20 protein-coding genes and 1 pseudogene are annotated in these 23,879 nt (G+C 64.5%); 15 read left to right on the top strand and 6 right to left on the bottom strand.

Translation table 11 applies throughout. The features are described from left to right. Positions 1 to 841 precede the first annotated feature (841 nt). The 3 genes from HT578_RS17915 to HT578_RS17910 all read left to right on the top strand — a co-directional run bounded on the left by HT578_RS17915 (position 842) and on the right by HT578_RS17910 (position 5,639). The gene (locus HT578_RS17915) at positions 842 to 1,426 is read left to right on the top strand and encodes a hypothetical protein (protein WP_213500938.1); all 585 of its coding nucleotides are present in this window, start codon (positions 842 to 844) and stop codon (positions 1,424 to 1,426) included. A 111-nt stretch (positions 1,427 to 1,537) separates the two neighbouring features. Continuing rightward, positions 1,538 to 2,656 carry a hypothetical protein gene (locus HT578_RS22330; RefSeq protein ID WP_239026342.1) on the top strand — a complete coding sequence of 373 codons (1,119 nt, stop codon included), beginning with the start codon at positions 1,538 to 1,540 and terminating at the stop codon, positions 2,654 to 2,656. After that, positions 2,574 to 5,639 (top strand): beta strand repeat-containing protein, encoded by a 3,066-nt coding sequence (locus tag HT578_RS17910; RefSeq protein ID WP_239026640.1) that lies wholly within the window; start codon positions 2,574 to 2,576, stop codon positions 5,637 to 5,639. The genes HT578_RS22330 and HT578_RS17910 overlap by 83 nt, the downstream gene beginning before the upstream one ends. An 81-nt stretch (positions 5,640 to 5,720) precedes the next feature. Here HT578_RS17910 and HT578_RS17905 read toward each other — a convergent pair whose 3' ends face one another. The 3 genes from HT578_RS17905 to HT578_RS17895 all read right to left on the bottom strand — a co-directional run bounded on the left by HT578_RS17905 (position 5,721) and on the right by HT578_RS17895 (position 8,340). Beyond that, positions 5,721 to 6,644: a hypothetical protein gene (locus tag HT578_RS17905; protein WP_213500936.1), complete on the bottom strand. Its 924-nt coding sequence runs from the start codon at positions 6,642 to 6,644 to the stop codon at positions 5,721 to 5,723. A 203-nt stretch (positions 6,645 to 6,847) separates the two neighbouring features. Continuing rightward, on the bottom strand, positions 6,848 to 7,063 hold the full coding sequence (locus HT578_RS17900) for a hypothetical protein (RefSeq protein WP_213500935.1): 216 nt from the start codon (positions 7,061 to 7,063) through the stop codon (positions 6,848 to 6,850). Positions 7,064 to 7,551: 488 nt separating this feature from the next. After that, entirely contained in the window at positions 7,552 to 8,340 is a 789-nt protein-coding gene (locus HT578_RS17895; RefSeq protein ID WP_213500934.1) for a class II aldolase/adducin family protein, read from the bottom strand. Between the two features lie 253 nt (positions 8,341 to 8,593). Here HT578_RS17895 and HT578_RS17890 point away from each other — a divergent pair, with 253 nt between their 5' ends. The 3 genes from HT578_RS17890 (at position 8,594) to HT578_RS17880 (ending at position 11,531) form a co-directional block, all read left to right on the top strand. After that, the gene (locus HT578_RS17890; RefSeq protein WP_213500933.1) at positions 8,594 to 9,550 is read left to right on the top strand and encodes an NAD(P)-dependent oxidoreductase; all 957 of its coding nucleotides are present in this window, start codon (positions 8,594 to 8,596) and stop codon (positions 9,548 to 9,550) included. 89 nt (positions 9,551 to 9,639) lie between these two features. Beyond that, entirely contained in the window at positions 9,640 to 10,350 is a 711-nt protein-coding gene (locus HT578_RS17885) for a TetR/AcrR family transcriptional regulator (protein WP_213500932.1), read from the top strand. Next, positions 10,332 to 11,531, top strand: coding sequence for a pyridoxal phosphate-dependent aminotransferase (locus HT578_RS17880; protein ID WP_039388458.1), 1,200 nt, complete (start codon positions 10,332 to 10,334; stop codon positions 11,529 to 11,531). The genes HT578_RS17885 and HT578_RS17880 overlap by 19 nt, the downstream gene beginning before the upstream one ends. Positions 11,532 to 11,557: 26 nt before the next feature. On the opposite strand, the gene HT578_RS17875 is transcribed toward HT578_RS17880, so the two are convergent. Then, positions 11,558 to 11,881: a DUF3861 domain-containing protein gene (locus HT578_RS17875; RefSeq protein WP_213500931.1), complete on the bottom strand. Its 324-nt coding sequence runs from the start codon at positions 11,879 to 11,881 to the stop codon at positions 11,558 to 11,560. Between the two features lie 85 nt (positions 11,882 to 11,966). Between HT578_RS17875 and HT578_RS17870 the strand changes: the two genes are divergently transcribed. The 5 genes and pseudogenes from HT578_RS17870 to istB all read left to right on the top strand — a co-directional run bounded on the left by HT578_RS17870 (position 11,967) and on the right by istB (position 17,939). Continuing rightward, positions 11,967 to 12,461, top strand: coding sequence for a MarR family winged helix-turn-helix transcriptional regulator (locus HT578_RS17870; protein ID WP_213500930.1), 495 nt, complete (start codon positions 11,967 to 11,969; stop codon positions 12,459 to 12,461). A 156-nt stretch (positions 12,462 to 12,617) separates the two neighbouring features. Continuing rightward, positions 12,618 to 13,997: a purple acid phosphatase family protein gene (locus HT578_RS17865; RefSeq protein WP_338422186.1), complete on the top strand. Its 1,380-nt coding sequence runs from the start codon at positions 12,618 to 12,620 to the stop codon at positions 13,995 to 13,997. A 229-nt stretch (positions 13,998 to 14,226) separates the two neighbouring features. Then, positions 14,227 to 15,165 (top strand): hypothetical protein, encoded by a 939-nt coding sequence (locus tag HT578_RS17860; RefSeq protein WP_213500929.1) that lies wholly within the window; start codon positions 14,227 to 14,229, stop codon positions 15,163 to 15,165. Between the two features lie 517 nt (positions 15,166 to 15,682). Beyond that, positions 15,683 to 17,175: pseudogene (gene istA, locus HT578_RS17855) on the top strand (IS21 family transposase). Next, entirely contained in the window at positions 17,172 to 17,939 is a 768-nt protein-coding gene (istB, locus tag HT578_RS17850) for an IS21-like element helper ATPase IstB (protein WP_213500153.1), read from the top strand. Before istA ends, istB begins: the two are co-directional and overlap by 4 nt. Positions 17,940 to 18,022: 83 nt before the next feature. On the opposite strand, the gene HT578_RS17845 is transcribed toward istB, so the two are convergent. Beyond that, positions 18,023 to 18,322 carry a hypothetical protein gene (locus tag HT578_RS17845; protein WP_213500928.1) on the bottom strand — a complete coding sequence of 100 codons (300 nt, stop codon included), beginning with the start codon at positions 18,320 to 18,322 and terminating at the stop codon, positions 18,023 to 18,025. 487 nt (positions 18,323 to 18,809) lie between these two features. Between HT578_RS17845 and HT578_RS17840 the strand changes: the two genes are divergently transcribed. Continuing rightward, complete coding sequence (locus HT578_RS17840) at positions 18,810 to 19,607, top strand: S1/P1 nuclease (RefSeq protein ID WP_213500927.1); 798 nt, start codon at positions 18,810 to 18,812, stop codon at positions 19,605 to 19,607. Between the two features lie 465 nt (positions 19,608 to 20,072). Here the strand turns inward: HT578_RS17840 and HT578_RS17835 are convergent, their stop codons facing one another. Continuing rightward, positions 20,073 to 20,261, bottom strand: coding sequence for an aldo-keto reductase family protein (locus HT578_RS17835; RefSeq protein WP_213500926.1), 189 nt, complete (start codon positions 20,259 to 20,261; stop codon positions 20,073 to 20,075). 185 nt (positions 20,262 to 20,446) lie between these two features. Here HT578_RS17835 and HT578_RS17830 point away from each other — a divergent pair, with 185 nt between their 5' ends. Genes HT578_RS17830 through trbB form a run of 3 tightly spaced genes read left to right on the top strand, consistent with a single transcriptional unit; the run spans position 20,447 to position 23,879 of the window. Beyond that, on the top strand, positions 20,447 to 22,495 hold the full coding sequence (locus HT578_RS17830; RefSeq protein ID WP_213500925.1) for a conjugal transfer protein TraG: 2,049 nt from the start codon (positions 20,447 to 20,449) through the stop codon (positions 22,493 to 22,495). Then, on the top strand, positions 22,492 to 22,896 hold the full coding sequence (locus HT578_RS17825; RefSeq protein WP_213500924.1) for a ribbon-helix-helix protein, CopG family: 405 nt from the start codon (positions 22,492 to 22,494) through the stop codon (positions 22,894 to 22,896). The genes HT578_RS17830 and HT578_RS17825 overlap by 4 nt, the downstream gene beginning before the upstream one ends. Next, the gene (gene trbB, locus HT578_RS17820; RefSeq protein ID WP_213500923.1) at positions 22,893 to 23,879 is read left to right on the top strand and encodes a P-type conjugative transfer ATPase TrbB; all 987 of its coding nucleotides are present in this window, start codon (positions 22,893 to 22,895) and stop codon (positions 23,877 to 23,879) included. The genes HT578_RS17825 and trbB overlap by 4 nt, the downstream gene beginning before the upstream one ends.

Below are 23,879 nucleotides of genomic sequence, written 5' to 3'. Positions count from 1 at the left end.
GGATCCATATTCGGCGCAACGCCCAGATAGTTCGCAACGCCAGTCAGGCACCCTCCCCGGCATACAGGTTTTCGGGCCTCGCCTTGCCGGAGGATGCTTATGCGCGTCGTATCCGTACCGGGCGGGGTGACGCGGGTCGGATCCAAGAGGAGGGTGGAAATGGATACAGCAAGCAGGGGTAAGCAAATCGGTGCAGCCAATCGAGCGGGCCATGGCCAGGAGGTGCGCGCATGAGCCTCACACGCATCTTCGAGAACTTCGAAAGCGGCACCGGCCCCTTCCTGCCCTTTGGCGGCGACATTGACCTCGTCAGCGAAGCCTCCCTCTCCAACGGCATCGCCTCGGCCTCGGGCTCGGCGCACCTGCGCATCGGCCCCTCGACCGACGGAACCGCCTTCACCCGTTTCGACGGATACCGTACCGGGGACGACGCGGGTCTTGCGACGCGCATCACGATCTACCTCGACATCGGCATGGCCAGCGGGGAAGGCTTCGAATATTCGGTCGCCGCCAACGGAGCGAATGGCCTGCATCTGCGCGACTTCGTCTTCCACGTGACGCAGGACACCAGTTCGCAGGCGCTGCTGGTAGGCGTGAGCAACAATTCCAGTGCCGCCCCGCGCCAGGACCTCGAGAACGGCGCACACCCGGAGGTCTCTGCCCCGGGTTGGTACACCTTCGAGCACGTTTTCCAGGAGAGCACCAGCGGCACCTTGGAAGTCGTGATGAACGTCTATGGCCCGGGTGAAAACCTTCTCTTCAGCGAAACGCTGCCCCCCCCCAGGATGACTTCGCGGCGAGCTACGGGGGCAATCGCTACGGCTGGTTCACGCGCATCGATGTGGCCGACGGTATCGCCGTCGACGACCTCTCGCTGTCAACGGTGGACACCGCCCCTGTCCAGGTCTTCGCCGGAACCACGATCCTGGGCGCCTACGCCAGCATCGCCGAGGCCAAGGCCGCCATTGCCGCGAGCGAGATCGCCGGCGACACACTCTTCATCGAAACCACCGGCAGCACTGACGGCTTCTTCCATGTCGTCCCCGGCATGTCGATCCAGGCCGCGCTCGATGCCAGTGGGGATGGCGACACAATTGACATCGCGGCAGGCAGCTATGCGGAAAATCTCGTAGTCGGCACGGCCGTCAACCTCGTCGGCGCGCAGACGAGCGAAGGCGAACCGGCCGTCACCATCGGCACCGGCGCGGGCACCACCCTCCTCGTCACGGCCGACGCCGCATCCGGAACGCTCGACATTGCAAACATCGCGGCCAATGGGGGCGCCGTCGGCGTCTCTGTCGCCACCAGCGCGCAACTGGCAGGGCTCACCCAGGCGAGCTACGATGTCACAGGCCCCATCGGCAACGTCGTCCTGGATGGCGTCCACGTCACCGGCGACTACGACAAGCCCCAGTTGATGGTGTAGGGCTACACCGACCTGTCCGGCCTCGAGATCACTGGCTCCAGCCTTACCGGCGCCAGCGGATGGGGCTATCTGGTCTTCATCGACCCCATCTCCAGTGCCGAAACCGGGGCTGTGCCCGGAACGCCGGGACGGCCCGGCGCCTACGACGGCAGCGGCGTCGACACCAGCACGCTCAACCTGTCCGGGCTGAGCGTCGCCAACACGTCCGCTGCCCCGGCTGAATTCGACGTCTTCGTGCGCGGTCTGGCCGCCGATGATGTCCAGACCGGCACCCAGGCCAACGATACCCTGGGCTTCCCCTCCGAGACCGACGAGGACCTGGGCGGTGATGACGTGCTGTCGGGCCTTGGCGGCAACGATCTCCTGTTCGGAGGGCTCGGCGCGGACACGCTCGACGGCGGCGAAGACACGGACACCGCCTTCTACCGGGCGCCCGCCAGTGCGGCGAGCCTTGCCGTCACCACCGATGCCATCGGCTTCGTCACCGGCTTTACCGGCGTAACCACGCCCGAGGACGGCGGCGACGTGCTGAGCGGGATCGAGATCCTCTCCTTCGGCTTCGGCACCCCCACGCCAACCGTCTTCGACCTCACCGATCCGGTGCAACTGGTCGATGGGTCCGGGACCCTTCTGGGCACCTTCGCCACGATCCAGGATGCCGTCGATGCCGCGGGCCATGGCCACGAAGTCCTCGTCAGCGCGGGCACCTACCGCGAGCAGGTTCTGGTGGAGGGCAAGAGCCTGCGCATCACCGGTGCGGACGGCGCCATTCTGGAGGCCCCCGATCACGCCGCGATTGCCAGCAACGGCGGCAGCTTTGCCCTCATCACCGCAGGCAGCGGGGCCGATCTTGTCGTAACCGGCCTCGACATCGACGGGCGCGGACAGGGCAATGGCTTCGTCAGCGGGACGTTCGCCGCCATCGCCTTCCTCGATGCCGATGGCGCCTATGTCGACGGCACGATCTCGGGCATGCGCGACAGCGCGCTGAGCGGCGCGCAGCATGGCTACGGCGTTCTGGCGCGCAGCACCGCAGGTGCCTCCCACAGCGTCGCAGTCGTCGATGCGACGCTGCTCGACATCCAGAGGAACGCCATCGACGCGCGCGGCGAAGGCCTCCACCTCTCGGGGCGCGGGCGCGACCGACCTGATCGCCCAGAACGGCATTGTTCTGGTCAGCGATGCCGACGCCACGCTGTCCGGCAACACCATCTCCGGCTTTGCCTATAGCCCCGGCACCTGGAGCGCGGCGGGGATCCTAGCCTACGATGCCGGCGTGGTCGACATCACCGGCAATACGCTCACCGCGCCCTCCACCTCGGGTTCGCTCGGCATCTACCTCTACGACACCGAAGCCTCCGCGATCACCGGGAACAGCCTGACCGGGACCGGCCAGGCGCTGACTCAGGCCGGGGCCTTCGAGACCGCGCATTCCGAAGACACCGCCGCGCCCAACAGCTTTGCCGGCAACCTGCGGAACCTCGACATCGCACCCGACGTGTCGCCCACGTCCTATCGCGTCCATGGTTCACCGGGCGATGACGTCCTTGTGGGCAGCGACGGCGAGGATGTCCTTTCCGGCAACGGCGGCGATGACCGCCTCGTCGGTGGCAACGGCGGCGATGACCTCTCCGGCGGCGCGGGCAACGATACCCTGGAAGGTGGCGGCGGCAGCGACCTGCTCGATGGCGGCGATGGCGATGACACCATCCAGGCCGGCGGCGGACGCGACATCATCCGCTTCAGCGCAGGCCTGGACACCGTCAACGGCGGCGCCGGACAGGACACCCTGCTGCTTACAGGAACGGCTGCGGACTACGCCATCCTTGTCCTCGGCCTCGACCATTTCCGCATCACCCGCCACGCCGATGGCGCCGTGACCGAGGCGACGAGCATCGAGACACTTGGCTTCGTTCCTGCCGAGCCGCTGGTAGCCAACGACGATATCTTCGCCGTCACCGCGGGCGACCTGCACGTACTCGACGTGCTCGGCAACGACATGGGCACCGGCATGATCATCGGGGCGGGCCTTACCGCAGGAGACGTCACGCTATCGGTCACCGGCGCGGGCGATGCGCTCGAACTCGACCTGACCGCGGCCTATGCCTACCTCGATGCGGGCGAGACCGGCGCGGTTAACATCGCCTACCTGCTCTCCGATGGCGCCAGTTCCAGCGATGTCGGCTTCGTCACCGTCACCATCCTGGGCGTGGCCGACCCTGTGGGCGCCGTCGGGGACATCGATGGCGCGATCAACGCCGTCGCCGAAGGGCTTGCCGCCGGTGCGGCCACGGGCATCACCGCAAGAGCCATCGATCCCGACACCACCAACTGGGTGAATTACAGCCTGCTCGACGATGCCGACGGGGCCTTCGTGATCGACGCGGCGAGCGGGGTCGTCACCACCGCGCTGACACTCGACCGCGAGGGTGCGGGCGGTGCCTCCCGCGCGATCACGGTGGCCGCGACCTCGAGCGACGGGACGTCTTCGCAAGCGAACTTCACCATTGCCGTGACCGACACCAGCGACGCCGCGATCTCGGCGGTAAGTGACACCGATATGGCGCCCGACCGCGTCCTTGAAGGTGCCGCCGCCGGAACACGCGCCGGCCTCACCGCCTTCGCCAGCGACCCGGACCTGGCCGAAACGGTCACCTACAGCCTTGATGACGATGCGGGCGGCGCGTTCACGATCGCATCGGACAGCGGCGTGATCTCGGTGGCTGACGGCACCCTCATCGATCGCGAGAGCGCGGCCAGCCTCGATGTCACCGTGCGCGCCACCTCCAGCGATGGTAGCCATGAGGTCCGGACGTTCGCCATCGCCATCGCGGATGACGACGAGTTCGACGTCTCCGCCCCCCTCGACACCCTCGGCGCTCCAGGCGGCCTCGTAACCGAGAACGCCGGACTGGGCACCGCGCCAGGGATCCACGTCAGCGCGCAGGATGCCGACGCCACGACCAATGGGGTCTCCTACTCGCTCCTCGACGATGACGGCGGGCGCTTCCTCGTCTCGGCGACCTCCGGCGAAGTCCTCGTCGCGGGCAGCGTCGATCGCGAGGACGGTGCCCGCCGCTTCATCACCGTCCGCGCGACGTCCGATGACGGATCACACGCGGACACCACGTTCGAAATCCAGGTCGCGGACGTGAACGAATTCGCGGTCACTACGCCCATGGACAGCGATGCGGGCGAGAACCTTGTTGGCGCCGCGCCTGCCGAAGGGGACTATACCGGGATCACGGTGAGCGCCTCGGATGGCGACGCAACTCTCAATTCGATCACCTACGCGCTCCTCGCAGGCGGTGACGACTTCGCCATCGACGCCCTGACCGGGGTCGTGACCGTGGGCGCCGGTTTCGACACCAGCGGTCCTGTAACCCGTGCGATTACCGTTGAGGCCCTTTGGGCCGACGGGTCGAGAGCGCAGGCCAGCTTCGACATCTCGGTGGGCTCGGCTTTCACCATCCTTGATGGAACCAGCGTACGCGACACCCTTGATGGCACGTCCGGGCGCGATGTCCTCAATGGGCTTGGCGACAACGACACCTACTATGTCGATTCCCTGGGCGATACCGTCATCGAGGACGCCTTGGGCGGCACGACCGACACGGTGATCAGCGAGATCTCGATCACCGAGCTCTTCGCCCATGTCGAGAACCTGGAGCTTGCAGGAACAGGCGATCTCGACGCCACCGGCAACGCTCTGGACAACAAGATCACCGGCAACGGCGGCGCCAACGTGCTTGCCGGTGGCGACGGGCGCGACAAGCTCTATGACGAAGGGGGGAACGACACCCTGATCGGAGGGGATGAGGTCGACATTCTCGATGGCGGCGCGGGCGACGACGTGCTCATCGGGAATGCGGGCCGCAACATCCTGACCGGGGGGGCGGGAGCGGACATGTTCGTCCTTGCCAACATGCCGGCCGATGCGACGACCTACGACAAGATCAAGGACTTTGAAGCACTGGACGGCGATCTTGTCGCGTTGGAAGGCGCGGTCTTCACAGCGCTCGGCCTCACGGTCGAGGCGGGCGAAATCGTGATGGGAACCGAGGCGCTCGAGGCCGACGATTTCCTCATCTTCGATGCCGGGTCGGGCAAGCTCTACTACGATGCCGATGGCAGCGGCGCAGGCGAAGCGCAGCAGATCGCGCTTCTCGACGGTGTCACAACGCTGTCCGAGGCGGATTTCCTCATCCTCTGACTTCTTCACAAAGGAAACGGGCGCAAGGACCAAGCCCTTGCGCCCGTTCGCGATGGTATCGGCAATGCTCCTGCGGCAGACTCAATCCATCTTGGGGGTGCCCCGGATCACGGCGACTTCGTGGTAGAGCGGGACGTTGGGATCCTTGTCCAGCAGCGCCTGTGCCGCGCGGGCCGAGAGAGGTTCGTGCCCCAGCGGATCGGCAAAGAAGCGGCAGACGAACTCGCCCTCCAGATCGGTGCCGGTCAAGGCACCTTCCAGCGTCACGAAGAAGGAGATGTCGGTTCCCGCGTGCTGCAGGACGAGCTGCGAGGCCAGCTTTTCCGGCTCATACCCGTTGGCACGGAACATCTCGAAGATGAGATCGCTGCCGATGCGGCAACCAAAGTTCATCACCACCTCGGCCTTGGGCGCCTGCTCCTTGATGCGGCGCAACAGGGCCTCGTTCAGCCCCAGACCCACCGAATTATAGGGATACTCGTCAAACATCGCCCAGGGGTAGTAGTGGGCGATGTGGTCCTGGGCCTCATCGTCGGCGCCCTGCGGCAGATCGACCGCGTGCTCGGCCCGAAAGGCCGCGAAACGCTCGTCATTGGGGTCTCCCACCTGCGGCAGACAGCCGATCACGACGTCGGTCCTGGCAATCTTGGCGCGGGCCTCATCGGTATCGATCAGGCTGACCGCGCCCTCGACGGGCTGGAAACTGTCGGCGCGTTCGGGCGCCAGGTTGGCGACGTTGCGCCTGGCCAGTTCCACGAGGCGCGGATCGAGGTCGCTGCCGTAGAAGACCTTGGCGCCGCAATGGCGAAGCACGAAGGCCACGTTGGTGCCGGTTCCGACGCCAACTTCGTAGACGGCCTTGCCTTCAAGGCCGGCGGCCTTGAGGCCTTGCTGGAACGTGATCGTCCAGGGATCGGTGGGATCGAACGCGTACCCGGGACGTTCGGTCGTCGCGGAGGGATCGTCGTGGCGTGAAATGACCTTGGAGCCATCTGCGTCAGACATTTTCATTCCTTTGTATCAGCATTGCGTGCCCCTGTGCGGGCGCTTTGCCGTTTCAGGGCCTGCACTCAGCGCCCGGGCCGCTCGCTCGTGGCGTGCTCTGGGCGGGTCGCATGCCGCTGTGCTGCGGGCCTTGCCTCCCGCAGCGTACTGCCGGGCATCGCGAATCGATGCCCGGGAAATCTCGAAGTCGAAGCGACGAAGCGTCAGTCGAGCGTCTTGGGGGCCGGACCGGAGAGGAGTTCGATGCGGCTGGCCAGCTTGCCCAGCGATCCGGCAATCCGTGCGTGGTCGCAATCCGTGCCGACAAGGACACCGACACGGCTGCTCCCCGCCTTCTTGCCGACCAGCGCCTGTTTGATGCGCAGCACCGTCGGCGCGTGAGGAAGACCGTTGCAGTCAAGAGTAAGCGAACGTTGCATTTCTTTGCTCCTTACCGGCCGTAGGAACGGCGGCACGTCGGCGCCCAGTGGGTGGCGAACCATGAAAAAGACACGGATTGCCGGACGGATACGCCCCGACGGCCAGCACGGGCCGGACTTGCGTTAGCCTGACGCACACAGGCCTTCGGGCCTGGCGTCAGAACATAGCGCCCGCCGTGCCAAAGCACATGCAGCGAGCCTGATTATAGTTCTTGTTGGTACGACAGAACCACCACTGTACCCAAACAGCAGAACAGCCGAGCCATGCTCAACGAGACATGCGCTCCATCAAATGCTGCCGCCCTCTCCCGACGCCACAAGTCGCCACGCGACCTGAGCTGAAGGCGCCTAATTCTTATTAAAGAATTTGTTTCTTTTTGCGAAACTCAACTTGAGGCTATGTAGGCTCCCCGGCCTTGTCAAGCGCATTCCCCCCTTTCCTGTCCGCCTGACCAAACCGCGAATTTTCGCAGGTTTCGCCTGCGCGCTCAGCTGCGATAGCCCGGATCGAGCCGCTCCAGCAGCCGCAGGTGCGCCTTCCATTCAAGGCCGATCTCGCTGTCGCCCTGGTCGAGTTCGTCATACTGGCGAACAACCCTCTCCGCGATCGCTGCGTCGACGTTGTGCAGCGGCCGCCCCATCGCCAGCGCCGACTCCTGGATCTCGCACGCCTTGTCGAGATAGAACATCCTGGAAAACATGTGCGCCGCGCTCGCACCTACGGTCAGAAGGCCGTGGTTGCGCAGGATCAGCGCGACGTTGGAGCCCAGGCTCGCCACCACCCTCTCGCGCTCGTCCAGATCGAGCGCGATGCCTTCGAAATCGTGGTAGCCGACACGGCCATAGAACTGCAGGGCAATCTGGTTGGTCGGGAGCAGCCCCTCGGCAAGACACGAGACCGCAACGCCCGAGCGCGTGTGCGTGTGCATCACCCAGGCCGCATCGTGACGCCCGCGATGGACCGCGCTGTGAATGGTGAACCCGGCCGGATTCACGCGGTAGGGGCTTTCCGAAACCTTGTTGCCCTCGACATCGACCTTCACCAGCGAGGAGGCCGTGATCTCCTCCCACATCAGGCCGTAGGGGTTGATGAGGAAATGTCCGTCCTCCCCCGGCACGCGCGCGGTGATGTGCGTGTAGATGATGTCGGTCATGCGGTAGTGCGCGGCCAGGCGATAACAGGCCGCGAGCTCGACCCGGGTCTGCCACTCGGCCTCGCTCATGCCGGCGCCTTGCGAGCCCGGCGCCTTTTCCAACTGCTGCGTCTCTCGTCCCATCGAATATCCGTCCCTTGCCTGTGATGCCATTCGTGCGCGTGGCGCCGGGGAGCCGAAGATCCCGCACCGGGACACATCCGGTTCGGGTTTACTCATTGATATACGCTTGTATAACTCGACTAGCAACGAACGCACGCGAATTCCAGTCGAAGGTGCCTACGCAGTTACATGCCCCGGTACCGCACCACCCTTTACAGGGACCCAACCGGCCCGCCCCACCGCAGCGCGCGCAAGTCAGGAGAGACGAGAGAACATGGCCCCCACCGGAACGATCCACGGTGTTCTGCTGAGCGATACCTTCGACCTCAAGACCTTCTACAAGCTCGACTTCGAGGGGGTTCACGAGGACGTGCGCCTGCTCAATCCGGACGAGGTCGAGGATCCCGCCGCGATCCGCTTTGCCGTGTGCTGGCTACCGGGCCCGGACGCCTTCGCACCCTACCCCAACCTGGAAATGGCGATGTCGGTGGGCGCGGGCGTCGACGACCTGCTCGCCCACGACGGGCTGGGCGAGGACATCGCGATCTGCCGCGTGCGCGACCCCTACCAGGCCGAGCTCATGGCCGGATTCGCCGCCCACGAGGTGCTGCACCTTGAACGCGATTTTCCAGCCTACGCCGCCGACCAGGCCAAGGCGACCTGGAACCCGCTGCCCCTGCGCCCGCCCCACGCCCTGAAGATCGCGGTTCTGGGTCACGGCTCGATGGGAGCCGCCGTCACCCGGGCGCTCGCCGTCCTCGGCTTCTCGGTCTCGGTCGCCTGCCGTCGGCCTCCCGCCACCCCGATCGAGGGGGTCACCTATTGCACCGGCGAAAGCGCGATCAGCGAGGCTGCAAGCGGCGCCGACGTCCTCATCAACGTCCTGCCGCTGACGCCCGAGACCCACGGCATACTTGCCCGCCCGCTGTTCGACAAGGTCGCCCCCGGCTGCTGGCTGATCCAGATCGGCCGGGGCGAGCATCTGAACGAAGCGGACTTCACCGCCGCCCTCGAAGGGGGGCAACTCAAGGGTGCGAGCCTCGATGTCTTCGCGACCGAACCCCTGCCCGCCGCGCACGCGTTCTGGTCGGACCCGCGCATCCGCATCACCCCGCATATCGCCAGCGACACCACGCCCCACATCGTGTGCGAGCAGGCCCTCCAGTCCGCGCGCGACGTGCTCGCGGGCAAACGCCCCAGCCTCGCGGTCGACCGCGTGCAGGGGTACTGACAGGTCCGCCTGCGCCTTGCCCATAAACTATTCGTGCGTATAACAATGAGCATGACAGCTTCGCTTCGCCCCGCCAGGACGGCCGCGGCATGAGCCGCAAGACCTTCCAGCGCCTCGCTCTCGACGCGCGGCGCCAGAGCCTCATGGAGGCAACGCTGACCTGCGTCGCGCGCCATGGCCTCGATGGGACGACGGTGCGGCGCATCACCGAGGAGGCCGGGGTTACCCCTGGCCTCGTGCGCCACTACTTCGGCTCCAAGGACGAGCTGATCAAGAACGCCTATGCCTACCTGATCGGCCAGCTGACCGCGCGCGCCAGCGAGAGTGCGGACACGGGCGAGGACGGTCCGCCCGCCGCGCAGCAACTGCGCCAGTTCCTGCTCGGCAATCTCACCAGCCCCAACCTTTCCGAGGACAAGGTCTCGCTCTGGGCCACGTTCATCGGCCAGATCCGGCACGATCCGTTCTTCGCCGAGATCCACCGCGAGGGTTACCGCGAGTTCCTCGAGTTTCTCGAGCGCCTCGTCGAAGGTGTCCTCATCGACCACGGCCTGCCCCGCCGCGGCCCACAGTGCCGCCGCCACGCCATTGCCATCAACGGCCTGATCGACGGGCTGTGGATGGAGGGCTCGCTCAATTCCGGGCTCTACAACCGGGCGATCCTGCCCGACCTTGCCATCGAGGCGACCGAGCGGCTGCTTGGCCTGCCCACAGGGGCGCTCGGCGCGGCCGGACCCGCCCCCCATGCCCCCGCTCCCCAGCTTCAGGAGGAAAACGCACCATGCGCTATGCCGGAATAACCGACCGCCTCGCCGATCTCGGCGGCGAGAAATGGGCCGTCCACAACGCGGGGCGCGCACGCATGGCCGCGGGCGAGGAAATCATCGAGCTCACCATCGGCGAGCCCGACATCCCGGTCGATCCCGCCCTGATCGAGGTCACCTACGAATCGATGAAGCGCGGCCGCACCCACTATTCGAACGGGCGCGGCGAGGACGGCCTGCTCGGTGCCCTCGTCGACAAGTACAAGCCGCTCTGGCCCGAGATCACCTCCGACAACATTCTGGCCTTCCCCGGCACGCAGACGGCACTCTACGCCGTCATCACCGCGCTTGTCGACGAAGGCGACGGGGTCCTGGTGGGGGATCCCTACTATGCGACCTACGCGGGTGTGATTCGCGCGCCCGGCGCGCTGGTTCAGCCCGTCCCCCTCGATATCGCGAACGGCTTTGTCATGCAGCCCGCCGACCTCGAAGCGGCCGTGACGCCCGAGAGCCGCGTGCTCGTGCTCAACACCCCGCACAATCCCACGGGCGCACTCCTTGACCGGGAGACGATTGCGCAGCTGGGCCGGATCGCCATCGCGCACGACCTGTGGATCGTCTCGGACGAGGTCTACGAGGACCTCATCTTCACCGACGACGAATTCGCCTCGCCGCTAGAGATCGCCGAACTGCGCGAGCGCACCATCGTTGTCTCCTCGATTTCCAAGACCTTTGCCGCGACCGGCTTTCGCAGTGGCTGGGCGGTCGGCCCGGCCGAGTTCTGCACCAAGCTCCTGCCGATCTCCGAGACGATCCTGTTCGGCAACCAGCCCTTCATCGCGGACATGACCGAAGCGGCGCTGCGCGGCACGTTCGATACCGCCGAGCGCATGTCGAAAAGCTACGCCCAGCGCGTGAAGGTCATCACCCAGGAGCTCAAGGAATGCCCCACGATCACCGCGGGCAAGGTTTCGGGGGGCATGTTCATCATGCTCGATGTTGCCGACACCGGACTTGATGCCGAGGCCTTTGTCTGGGGGCTGCTCGAACAGCAGGGCGTGGCGATCATGCCCGGCACCTCGTTCGGCGAGAACGCCAGGACGCTGATCCGCGTTGCGCTGACCGTGCCCGACGAAACCTTGCGCGAAGCGATGCGCCGCATCTGCGCGTTCGCGGCCTCGCTTCAGGAACGGGCGAACACGGTGCCCGCGCAGTAAGGCCCGCCCAGTGCGCGCCGGGACGTTCAGGCGTCCGGCGCGTGGTCCTCCGGCGCTTCCGCGCGCAGGGGACTGGCCTTCATCTCCTTCATGAAGGCCGCGACATGCGGCAGGAGCGGCGCGAACAGCGGATCGCGCCGGTGGCGCAGCAGAACGTCGGAAAAGAGCTTCACCCCCACCAGGAACTCCGCGGCCTCTTCGCGCGGCAGGAAGGCCTTGGCCTCGATGCGCGGGATCAGGCCGAGGATCTCGTCGTGGTTGGTCACCTCGAAAGTGACCGGCTCGCACGGCGCGGCCTTGCTTTCGGGCGCGGGGATCGGTTCGACGGTAATGCGGTAGGAATGGGGCATGGCGCGGACTTTCGAACTTATCAGTTGACTTCAATCAACTCACACACTCGATTGCCCGAGTCAACCAACATGCTATGCCTGCGCCATGACCGAGAAACTCGCCAACCGCATGCGCAACATCGCCGAGGCCTTCCAGGACCACCTGGCGCACATGCCCGCGCTGCGCGAGCTTGCGCTCACGCCGTTCCAGGCCCGGCTCCTGCGCGTCATCGGGCAGCGTCCGGGGGTCTCGCAGCTTGAACTGGCCCGCCGGACCCAGCGCGACAAGGCCCAGATCGCCCGCGCCATCAAGGAACTCGACACACGCGGTCTTGTCGAACGCCGGGCCCATCCCGACGACTGGCGCAGCCAATGCCTGTTCCTCACGCAAAGCGCCTCTACCGCGCGCGAAAAGGTCGAAGACCAGCGCCGGGAAGTCGCGGCCATCGCCTTCTCCAGCCTCGATCCGGCCGAGCAGGAGCAGCTCATGGCCCTCCTTGGCCGGATCGAGACCACCCTCACCACACATCCCGGCCTGTTTGCCAACGCACAGGCGCACGCGCCCCGCCCCGCGCCTGACGAAAGCGCCGACGAAAGCTGAAAAGCGGATATTCATCAGCGGCATGCTGCCCTGCGCCAAAGTGTAATCCGCACGTCATACAGCTGTCGCAAAGGTCCGCCCGGAAAGCGCCGCCCCCGCGTGCGCCCCGTCTCCAGGAGGCAGACCATCCCTATCTTTCGCCGCTTCGCACCCGTTCTGCTGGGAACCGCCGTCCTTGGCCTGACGCCGCTGGCCGCCCAGGAACAGCCGGTCCCCCGCTCGGCCGGCACGCCCTATGCCGCGCGCAACCTGCCTGACCGCGTCGTCCTCACCCCTGCCGCCGACCCGACCACAGGCATGGCCGTCGCCTGGCGTACCGACACCGCGCAGAAAGCCAGCGAAGCGCAGCTTGCCGTGGCCGTCGATGGCCCGACGCTGGAAGAGAAGGCCGTCACCGTGACCGGCGCTCCCGGCACGCCCAAGGACAGCGCCAACGGCCCCGCGCTCTACCACCAGGTCCGCTTCGAGGGCCTCACTCCCGACACCGTCTACGCCTACCGTCTCAAGGGCAGCGCAGGCTGGGGGGAATGGCGCCAGTTCCACACGGCGGCGACGGAGGCCGAGCCTTTCCGCTTCCTCTACCTCGGCGATATCCAGAACGGCATCCTGACTTATGCCAGCCGCGTCATCCGCCAGGCCTTCCACGGACATGGCGGGATCGAGCTGGTCCTGCTCGCAGGTGACATCGCCGCCCAGCGCGACGACCTCGATCACGACGACGAATGGGGCGAGTTCGGCGAGGCGGGCGGCTACAACTGGGGCATCGTCCCGCAACTTCCCGCCACCGGCAATCACGAATACGTCGACGTCATCCGCCCCGATGGATCGGAGAGCCGCAAGCTGGGCCCCTACTGGCCGTTGCAGTTCGCGCTTCCTGACAACGGTGCGCCGGGCGCGAAGGCGACGACCTACTACGTCGACTACCAGGGCGTGCGCTTCATCGTCCTCGACGGCACGTCGGCCATCGACCTTGGCACCATGAAGCAACAGACCGCCTGGCTCGACGAGACCCTGGCCTCCAGCTCGGCCAAGTGGAACGTCGTCCTCTTCCACCAGCCCGTCTTCACCTGCGCGCGTCCCGAGGACATCAGCGAGGTCAAGACTGCGTGGAAGCCCGTGTTCGAGAGCCGCAAGGTCGATCTGGTGCTGCAGGGGCATGACCACTGCTACAGCCGCCTGACGTCCGAAGCCGGCCGCGAGGTCTCCGCACAGAAGCGCGCCGACGGCGCGGTCCAGGGGCCTGTCTACCTCGTCTCTGTGACCGGCTCGAAGATGTACGGCCTCAACGACCGCGCGCCCAACCAGCCCGACCGGGTCGCCGAAGCGACCGAGCTCTACCAGGTGATCGACGTCGACGGTGACCAGATCAGCTTCCGGACCTACACCGCCTCGGGCAAGCTCTACGACGGCTTCGAGCTTGAGCGCCGCGCCGATGGCAACCACCTGACCGAGATCGACGAGCCCGTCATCGCCGAGCGAACCTGCCATGGCAGCGTCGGGCCCGACGGCGGCACGTGCGTCGCCAGGGCGAAATAAGGGCACAGCAAGTCACGCAAGGTGGCGGTGTTCTTGCCGCCACCTTGCATGGCCCCGTCGCCACGGGCCAGCCCTTCGCGGGAGCCGTGGCGATCTCGCCTTCTTCGCGGTGCGCGTGTGCCCATGGGTACAGCGCGCCGTTCCGGCATCACGAATGGCTCGGAACAACTGCGCGCCTCGTCCGATGTGTTGTGCACACAGTGGTCGAACGGGAAGGCACAAGGTAGCAATGCGGCAGATCCTGCTTCCGGCGCTGACTCTGGCCGCGGCGTTCCCCACCACGGCCGAGGCGCAGGAAAACAGTCCGGAAAAGATGGAGCAGGGTGAGAGCCCTGCAGCTGGCGGTGTACCTGAAAAACCAGAAGCCTCCGAAGACGCGGACGCGGACACCACGGTCGACCGGCTGACCCTCACCCTCGGCGCGACGCTCGTCACCAGCTATATTTCGCGCGGACTGGTCTTCGCGGCCGAAGCCAGCGTGCAGCCCTCGGCCCGGCTCAGTGTCGCGGCCCCCGAACTTGACACCGGCCCTGTATCGGACGTCAGCTTTCACGTGGGCACCTGGAACAACATCAAGATCGAACCCACGCCTGAAGGCGTCGATCCCGACGATTTCAACCGCTTCTACGAAGACGATGTCTATGCCGGGATCGCCTTTCAACTGGGCGAGGACTGGAGCGTGTCGGCGACCTACTACCGCTATGGGTCGATCAGCGGCGCCTTTGCCTCGTACAATGACTTCGAGCTGATCGTCACCTACGATGATACGAAGCTGTGGGGGAACAACCCGCCGCTCAAGAACTTCAAGCTGAGCCCTTCACTCCGCTCGGTCCAGGAGGGCAGCCGCCCCAACCGCCGGGATGCGCTCTACCTCCAGCCCTCGATCACGCCGTCCTTCGATGTCGATCTGGGCGCGACCAGCGTCCATGTCGCTGTCCCGCTGATGCTCGGGCTCTCCGATCACTATTACGACGGGCGCGAGGGCGGCACCTATACATTCGGCTATTTCCGGACCGGTGTGCAGTTTTCCGGAAAGCCCGCGCCCGACACCCTGCCCGGCCTGACCCTGAGCGCCGGCGCGGACCTGTGGATCCCCAACACGAAGGTCGCCAGCGGCATCGATGGGCACCACTTTGTCGGCTCCATCGGTATCAGCTGGACGCATTGAAGCCTGCCCCCATGGGGCCTTGCGCAAACGCCGGAAACAAGAACGGGCCGCCGTAGTCGACGACCCGTTCCCCATGTTCTCGGGGAGTCGAACCCCACCCAGCGGGTACCTCGAAAGAAACATGCAACGCCTGATGGTACCCCTTGGCGAGGCAATCACCAACCCGAAAACGAATTAACCACACAACTTATGAAAATACCTAATCAACATCACCATTCAATTTCCTCAATTCATTAACCTAACCATCCTTGTAACTTGATCCAATAATGAAGAACACGGACGAATGTATCCAATGATTCGCCAATACAACAACAAGTAGATTCGGCGCCATTTGATCCATTCGGCCACATGTATCTGTGTGTTTACCGGTTGAAGGCGGCGTCCCAAGCAACGGGAGTGAGAACGGCGGAGCAATATTCGACCACGCTAGCGGCGGGATAGTCCTGCTGCGGGCGGCGTAAAAGTCGTCCACCTTGAAGCCTTTCTGCCAAGTCAGGGAGGTGTGGGGATCTACAGCGTGGAACTTTATCTTCAGGTCCGTTTGGCTTGCGCGGATGGCATGAGCCAGCGGGCGGCGGCGAAGCGTTTCAATGTGTCGCGCGACACGGTGCGCAAGATGCTGTCGTTTTCATCGCCACCGGGTTACCGGCGTCAATCTGTCCCGCAGCGTCCGAAGCTGGACGGGTTTGTGGCGATCATTGATGGATGGCTTGAAGGGGACCGCTGCGTCCCGCGCAAACAGCGCCATACGGCGAAGCGGGTATTCGACCGCTTGCGCGCCGAGCATGGTTTCACCGGCGGCTATACGATCATCAAGGATTACATCCGCGAGCGTGAGCAACGCAGCCGGGAGATGTTCGTGCCGCTGGCCCACCCGGCGGGGGATGCGCAGGCCGATTTCGGGGAAGCGCTGGTGGAGATCGGCGGGGTGCAGCAGAAGGCCTACTTCTTCGCACTCGATCTGCCGCACAGTGATGCCTGCTATGTGCGGGCCTATCCGGCGGCGGTGGCGGAGGCCTGGGTGGACGGACACGTTCATGCCTTCGCGTTCTTCGGCGCGGTGCCGCGCTCGATCGTCTATGACAACGATCGCTGCCTTGTGGCGAAGATCCTGCCAGACGGCACGCGTAAGCGTGCCACGCTGTTCAGCGCTTTCCTGTCGCATTACGTGATCCGCGACCGCTATGCCCGCCCGGGCAAGGGGAACGAGAAAGGCAATGTGGAAGGGCTGGTTGGTTACTGCCGCCGCAATTTCATGGTGCCGATCCCGAAGTTCCCGACACGGGAGGCCTTCAACCTATGGCTGGAGGAGCAATGCCGCAAGCGCCAGCAGGACAAGGTGCGCGGACAGAGCGAGACGATCGGTGAGCGCTTGCAACGCGATCTGGCAGCCATGCAGCCTCTGCCCGCTACACCCTTCGAGGCCTGCGATCAGACGAGCGGGCGGGTCTCCTCGCAATCCCCGTGCGCTACAGGACCAACGATTATTCGGTTCCGGTGGCACGGGGCCATCAGGAGGTCTGGATCAGGGCCTATGTCGATGAGGTGGTGGTCGGCTGCCGCAGCGAAGTCATCGCCCGTCATCCTCGTTGTTATGCCCGCGAGGAGGTTATCTTCGACCCGCTCCACTATCTCCCGCTGATCGAGCAGAAGATCAACGCATTCGACCGTGCCGCGCCTTTGCAGGGCTGGGATTTGCCCGAAGCGTTCACGACACTGCAGCGGTTGATGGAAGGCCGCATGCACAAGCATGGCAGGCGTGAATATGTACAGGTGCTGCGCCTGTTGGAAACGTTCACCCTCGCCGATCTCCAGGCGGCGGTGGAACAGGCCATTGATCTTGGCGCCATCGGCTTCGATGCCGTCAAGCACCTCGCCCTGTGCCGGGTCGAACGCGTACCGCCCGTGCTGGACACGGACGTCTATCCCTTCCTGCCACGCACAACGGTCGAGAAGACCTTTGCCAGAGCCTATCTGAGCCTGCTCTCCGACCAGCAGGAGGCCGCATGAGCGATCAGACCCCGGAGCTTCTTCTCGCTCACAATCTCAAGGCACTCAAGCTGCCTACGTGCCTGCGAGAGCACCACAAGCTCGCCCGGCAATGTGCCGCTGAAGGCGTCGATCATATCCGCTTCCTCGCCCGCCTTGTCGAGATGGAGATGATCGACAGGGAGCGTCGTATGGTCGAGCGGCGCATCAAGGCCGCGCGCTTCCCCGCCGTCAAAAGCCTCGACAGCTTCGACTTCACCGTCATCCCGAGGCTCAACAAGATGCAGGTGCTCGAGATGGCGCGCTGCGAGTGGATCGAGCGGCGTGAGAACGCCATCGCTCTGGGGCCATCGGGCACCGGAAAGACGCACGTAGCGTTGGGGCTCGGACTGGCAGCATGCCAGAAAGGGCTGTCGGTGGGCTTCACCACTGCGGCGGCGCTGGTCAGCGAAATGATGGAGGCGCGCGACGAGCGGCGTCTCCTGCGCTTCCAGAAGCAGATGGTCGGATACAAACTGCTCATCATCGACGAACTGGGCTTCGTACCGCTCTCCAAGACCGGCGCCGAACTGCTGTTCGAGCTGATCTCCCAGCGTTACGAACGCGGCTCCACCTTGATCACCAGCAACCTGCCCTTCGACGAATGGACCGAAACCTTCGGATCCGAGCGTCTCACAGGCGCGCTCCTCGATCGCCTGACCCATCACGTCAGCATCCTCGAGATGAACGGCGAAAGCTATCGCCTCGCTCACAGCCGGGCCCGCAAGGCCAAAATCAGACCCTGAAAAGCAAGCCAATGCCGGGGGGAGTGGCCCTCGGGCTACGCCCTCACGCCACTCCCCCCGGCGTGTAACACGATGGCCTGGTTTTACGCCGCCCCATGGCCGACTTTTGCTCCGCCGTTGACAGCCATCTCGATACGCCCGCCTTCGTTTTCCCAAGCGGCCAGGCCGGGGATCAATCCAGACGGCTCGTTCGCTTCCGACGCCATCTGGGCATCAGAACTGTTGGCATGGATATAGGGACGGTGAGCATATGGATGTTCTTTGAGCAGTTTTTGAAACATGTTCAGCTTCCGCCGCAAGGGTTTGATCTTTGCCGCATTGTTAGCTGCAGCGTGCTGCATGAGCGTAACTTGTTCATTTTCTAGGATTTGATTGAGGCACATGGTGCGCACTCCCACATCAAGCGGGGGCGCGGTCGGTCCCTCGGTCACACATGGCTCGGAAGATTTTTATGTGATGGATGCTTGTAGCATACTTCGCGCGGACCGCTTCACGAATTCGTGAGCGGGCATCAGTTCTCATTTGGAACGAAAGCTTGAGGGTGGCCAAAAAACATTTTCCGCTTTCCGGCGAATCAGCCGCCCGCGCAATGACCGTCTCTAAGGCGCGAAGCTGACATACCTGTTCGCCGTCCGGAACGTCCGCTATCCCAGTGAGCGCTCCCGTAAGGAGACATTCCGGAGCGTCCAACAAAGCGGTCGTCACAGCGTGTCGTCGAGAATGTCCGCATTCCTCGGGCGGCTTCCCCGAACCTGACTGTCGCGGATGTCCCAACTCCGTCCATCCCAGTACTGCAGCGGAATCTCTGCCAACTGCTCCGATGGACGTCACAGAGTAGCCATCGCGCATATCTTCGCTATCAAGAGCAACATGCGCAAAATTTTTCTTATCGCCCTGATGCTTGCCAGCACATCGCCTGCCTATGCCTGGGGCCCGGTCGGCCATCGCATCACAGGCGCAATCGCCGATGATAACCTGAGCGGTGTCGCGAGGGCCAATGTGCGGCTCCTCCTGGGAAATGAGGATCTGGCAGAAGCTGCCACCTGGCCTGATGACATGAAATCAAGTCCAGATCCCTTCTGGCAGAAGACGGCCAGCCCCTGGCACTACGTTACGGTCAGGGGTGATGACTACAAGGCTTCCGATGCGCCGCCTGAAGGCGATGCGATGACGGCGCTGACGCATTTCACCAGGATGCTGCGCAATCCGGAGACTTCAGTCGAGGACAAGCGCCTCGCGCTGCGCTTCATCGTCCACATCATCGGCGATCTCCACCAGCCGCTTCATGACGGTGCGGGCACCGACCGGGGCGGAAACACGGTCGAGGTTACCTGGTTTGGAAAGCCGACCAATCTGCACTCGGTCTGGGACTCAAAGCTGATCGAGCAGCGCTCGCTTTCGTATTCCGAATATGCCCACTGGCTGTCCCGGTCGATCACACCCCAGGAGGTTATCGCCTGGGACCAGCGGGATCCGACCGTGTGGATCCATGAAAGCATCTCCCTGCGAAAGACGATCTATCCCTCCGATCCTGCGCTTTCGTGGGATTACGCCTACCAGCACCGCGCTCAGGTGGATGACCGCCTCAAACGCGCCGGTATCCGCATCGCCAGCTATCTCAACTGGGTGTTTGAAAACCCGGCCCCGGCCGGCCCTTCGCGACAGTAGCCAGCCGCCTGCAGCACCGGCTCAGATGATATCAAGCGCACGGCGGCATACGGTAGTGGAAAGAGCCGGTCCAGGCCTGCTGCCACTGCGTGCGACAGGACAAGACAGGCTGCGGCCCTGTTCGTGCGCACATGATCACGCGTTGCAGCCTTGAGAATGACGATGATGCCGGGTTGCATCCGCAGGCATGTGACGGGGATCCGGGCGGGCGCCACACTTCAGCCTCTGCAATCCAGATCAGGCCGGCATCCCCAAGCAGGCGTCTCTGCTCGACAACGCTGCAGACCATAACCGCAGTCTCAAACTGACGTAGACTGGGCTGCAGGGGAAGGGTCAGCCCGGTCCGTTTCAGCCACCGTAAACGGGCCTCGAATGCCCTGTGCAATCGGGCCGCAGACGTATTTTGCGGCGAGCCGTTGCTAACCAGAAAAATCTGCTCACACCGGCTGGCACTGACTTCTCCCGTCAGGCGCCCCACTTCCCCTCACAGAGCATCTCGGCGGCATCGACAAGGGTCAGCCCAGGGGCGATCCATTCCTGCAATGCTGCGATCCCGGCCGCGCAACGATCGCCATGCTCTGCCATCATCCATGCTGCCTGACCAGGCGCAGATCCCTGCAAATCATCGGGCAATCTGATCATCTTCATGGTCATAATTACGCCTGCCCCTTCGTCCGGTTCAGAGCCCGCACAATAGCACGCCACCACAAGGGCAATGGATCCGAACGATACTGAAAAGCCCCCTTACGATACCGGAGAGGCCCTCTCCCGGCCGGATACCTTCTGCGATCCTCAGTCCATGCCCGCCACTCTGAGATCCGGCGCGGGCGGAGGACTGTATGACCCCGACCAGACTCCTTATCGGACAGATTCTTGTGGTCATCGCGATTGCTTTCGCGAGCATCTGGACGGCAACGCAATGGGCGGCCGCGAGCCTTGCCTATCAGACCCAGCTGGGCCCCGCCTGGTTCAGCCTTCTGGGCAAGCCCGTCTACCATCCCTGGTCGATCTTCCCATGGTGGTTTTCCTATGATGCTTATGCGCCTGCCATTTTCGATGAAGCTGGCGCGATCGCCGCATCGGGAGGATTTCTCGGGTGCGGTGCAGCTGTTGCCGGATCGATCTGGCGCGCACGCCAGAAGGGCTCGGTCACCACGTATGGCTCGGCGCGCTGGGCAACCCGCAAGGATATTGCCGCTGCCGGACTTCTCGACGAGCGCGGTGTTGCCCTCGGCCGGATCGGAGGGAAGTACCTGCGCCATGACGGGCCTGAACACGTCATGGCGTTTGCCCCCACGCGCTCGGGCAAGGGCGTCGGCCTCGTCGTCCCCACGCTGCTGTCCTGGACAGGCTCCGCGGTCGTTCACGATATCAAAGGTGAGAACTGGGAACTGACGGCCGGGTGGAGATCCCGCTTTTCCCATTGCCTTCTGTTCAATCCGACAGACAGCCGCTCGGCTCGCTACAATCCGCTGCTGGAAGTCCGGCGTGGCACGGACGAAGTGCGCGACGCCCAGAACATTGCCGATATCCTGGTCGACCCCGAAGGCGCTCTCGAGCGGAGAAATCACTGGGAAAAGACGAGCCACTCGCTGCTCGTGGGCGCCATCCTTCACGTGCTCCACGCCGAAGAAGAGAAAACGCTCGCTCGGGTCGCGACCTTTCTGTCCGACCCGCAGCGCCCCTTCACAACGACGCTGCGCCGAATGATGACCACAAACCATCTGGGCACGCCGGAGGCACCTCTCGTCCATCCCGTCGTGGCCTCGGCCGCGCGTGAACTGCTCAACAAAAGCGAAAACGAGCGCTCGGGCGTTCTGTCGACCGCCATGTCGTTCCTCGGGCTCTACCGGGACCCCACAGTCGCAGCCGTCACGTCAGCCAGCGACTGGCGGATCGCGGACCTCGTCGAAGCGCCACACCCGGTCTCGCTCTACCTCGTGGTCCCGCCATCCGACATCAGCCGCACCAAGCCGCTGATCCGTCTGGTCCTCAACCAGATCGGACGACGCCTTACCGAAAAGCTGCAATCGCCGGTTCCCGGCAAGGCCCCGGACACCAGCCGCCATCGCCTTCTGATGATGCTCGACGAGTTTCCTGCGCTCGGAAGGCTCGACTTCTTCGAAACCAGCCTTGCTTTCCTGGCGGGCTACGGAGTGCGCGCCTTCCTGATTGCCCAGAGCCTGAACCAAATCGAGAAGGCGTATGGCGAGCACAATTCGATCCTCGACAACTGCCATGTCCGTATCGCGTTTGCGAGCAACGACGAGCGCACCGCTAAGCGCATTTCAGACACTCTGGGGACCGCAACCGAGCAGCGGGCAATGCGCAACTACGCGGGTCACCGGCTCGCACCCTGGCTCGCCCATGTCATGGTCAGCCGCCAGGAAACCGCACGCGCTCTGCTGACCCCGGGCGAGGTAATGCAGCTGGCTCCGACCGACGAGCTCGTGCTCGTTTCCGGGCAGCCGCCCATCCGGGCAAAGAAGCTGCGTTACTATGAGGACCACGCGTTCACCACCCGTGTCCTGCCGGCGCCCGTGACGGGCGACGAGGGCTTCAGCGACCTCCCGCCTGCCCGCACAGATGACTGGACCGGACAGATCCGTTCCACCGACGCGCGGCTTGCAGCTGTAAATGACGACAGTGCTACGGTGGACGACGCCGGGCCTGAACAGGCCCGCCATCCTTCGCACGAAGTTACCCCGGCATTGACGCCTCCGGCCGAACCGGTCGACGCGCTGGGCCTCACGCATGACGAGACTGATGAGGTCACCGAACGGGCTGCAATGGAGAGGGCTCAGACTGCGCGAACAGTCCGGTCCGTCTACGGCCTTGACGCCGGCTCGGCCCATCCCGGTGATCTGCAGCTGGATTTCCTGTCATGAGCGGGAAGGTTCGCCACCAGTTGTTTCTGTCCGGCCCGCTCAGCGAAAAGCTCGAAGCGCTCGCCGCACGGCCAGGTGCCTCGAAATCCGCTATCCTTGAAGATGCTGTCACGGCCTGGCTCAACCGCCGCGGCGCATCGGAACTGGAGGACAGGTTTTCCTGTCGCCTCGACCGGATGACGTTGGCCCTGGGGCGTATCGATCGCGACACGCAGGTCATCCTCGAGACCCTGGCGCTTTTCATCCGCTTCGAACTCTCGATCCAGTCGCCGCTTAGCGAAGGCGATCATGCTGGCCGGGCGCTGGGCGCAAAGCGCTTTGAGGCCTTCGTCCAGCAGGTCGGCCGTCAGGTCGCCGGTGGCCGGCGCACGCTGATCCCCGCAAAGGAGGGACAGCCATGACGGCAGACATCTCTGACCTGCGCCGCAGGCGTATGCTCATTACCGCTCTGGGCGATGATATCGGCCGCGCGCTGCGCGACACCAAGGTCGCCGAAATCATGCTGAACCCTGATGGCGCTCTGCGCCTTGACCGGCTCGGCGAAGGACGTGTCGACACAGGTATCCGGCTGCCCCCCGATCAGGCCGAACGGATCATCCGCCTTGTTGCGGCTTATGCCCGCGCCGAAGTCCACGAAGAGCTTCCGATCATTTCCGCTGAGCTGCCTGCGAGGGCGGACGGTCAGGCTGGCGAACGCTTTGAAGGCATCCTGCCGCCCGTAGCCACCGGCCCCTGCTTTTCGATCCGTAAGCCTGCCTGGCGCTTGCACACACTTGACGATTATGTCGACGACGGACTGATGGCAGCGCAGACCGGCGAAGCCCTGCGAAGCGCCATCCGGGAGCGGCGGAACATTCTGGTCGCGGGCGGAACCAGTTCCGGCAAGACGACGCTTGCCAACGCGCTGCTTGCCGAAATGGCCGGACAGGACGCGCGGATCATCCAGATCGAGGATACCCGCGAACTGCAGTCCCCGCTTCCCGATACGGTGGCGCTTCGCACCCGCGCACCTGGTGTAACGATGAGCACTCTTGTGCGTTCGACGCTGCGCCTGCGTCCCGACCGGATCATCGTTGGAGAAGTGCGCGGCCCCGAAGCGCTCGACATGCTCAAAGCGTGGAATACCGGGCACCCGGGCGGTCTGGCCACGATCCACGCCAACGGTGCGCTGGCCGCGCTCTATCGTCTTGAACAGCTTTGCCAGGAAGCGGTCGTGACCGTGCCGCGCCAGCTCATCGCTGAAGCCATCGACATTGTGGTGTTCATCTCCGGTCGCGGAACAGCGCGCCGGGTTTCGAACCTTGCCCGCGTGACCGGGCTCGACCTGGCAACCGGCGCCTACGCGCTCACCGAAATCACCCGTCCTGAAACCGAGGAGACCTGA

It is taken from the genome of Novosphingobium decolorationis, assembly GCF_018417475.1.
GTDB classification, from domain to species: domain Bacteria; phylum Pseudomonadota; class Alphaproteobacteria; order Sphingomonadales; family Sphingomonadaceae; genus Novosphingobium; species Novosphingobium decolorationis.
This window is presented reverse-complemented; position numbering and strand designations above follow the sequence as displayed.

Bases quoted from the DNA above. Each gene is read 5' to 3' on its own strand.
- HT578_RS17905 (WP_213500936.1), bottom strand. From the start codon at position 6,644: ATGTCTGACGCAGATGGCTCCAAGGTCATTTCACGCCACGACGATCCC.
- HT578_RS17900 (WP_213500935.1), bottom strand. From the start codon at position 7,063: ATGCAACGTTCGCTTACTCTTGACTGCAACGGTCTTCCTCACGCGCCG.
- HT578_RS17895 (WP_213500934.1), bottom strand. From the start codon at position 8,340: ATGGGACGAGAGACGCAGCAGTTGGAAAAGGCGCCGGGCTCGCAAGGC.
- HT578_RS17890 (WP_213500933.1), top strand. From the start codon at position 8,594: ATGGCCCCCACCGGAACGATCCACGGTGTTCTGCTGAGCGATACCTTC.
- HT578_RS17885 (WP_213500932.1), top strand. From the start codon at position 9,640: ATGAGCCGCAAGACCTTCCAGCGCCTCGCTCTCGACGCGCGGCGCCAG.
- HT578_RS17880 (WP_039388458.1), top strand. From the start codon at position 10,332: ATGCGCTATGCCGGAATAACCGACCGCCTCGCCGATCTCGGCGGCGAG.
- HT578_RS17875 (WP_213500931.1), bottom strand. From the start codon at position 11,881: ATGCCCCATTCCTACCGCATTACCGTCGAACCGATCCCCGCGCCCGAA.
- HT578_RS17870 (WP_213500930.1), top strand. From the start codon at position 11,967: ATGACCGAGAAACTCGCCAACCGCATGCGCAACATCGCCGAGGCCTTC.
- HT578_RS17860 (WP_213500929.1), top strand. From the start codon at position 14,227: ATGCGGCAGATCCTGCTTCCGGCGCTGACTCTGGCCGCGGCGTTCCCC.
- istB (WP_213500153.1), top strand. From the start codon at position 17,172: ATGAGCGATCAGACCCCGGAGCTTCTTCTCGCTCACAATCTCAAGGCA.
- HT578_RS17845 (WP_213500928.1), bottom strand. From the start codon at position 18,322: ATGTGCCTCAATCAAATCCTAGAAAATGAACAAGTTACGCTCATGCAG.
- HT578_RS17840 (WP_213500927.1), top strand. From the start codon at position 18,810: ATGCGCAAAATTTTTCTTATCGCCCTGATGCTTGCCAGCACATCGCCT.
- HT578_RS17835 (WP_213500926.1), bottom strand. From the start codon at position 20,261: ATGACCATGAAGATGATCAGATTGCCCGATGATTTGCAGGGATCTGCG.
- HT578_RS17830 (WP_213500925.1), top strand. From the start codon at position 20,447: ATGACCCCGACCAGACTCCTTATCGGACAGATTCTTGTGGTCATCGCG.
- HT578_RS17825 (WP_213500924.1), top strand. From the start codon at position 22,492: ATGAGCGGGAAGGTTCGCCACCAGTTGTTTCTGTCCGGCCCGCTCAGC.
- trbB (WP_213500923.1), top strand. From the start codon at position 22,893: ATGACGGCAGACATCTCTGACCTGCGCCGCAGGCGTATGCTCATTACC.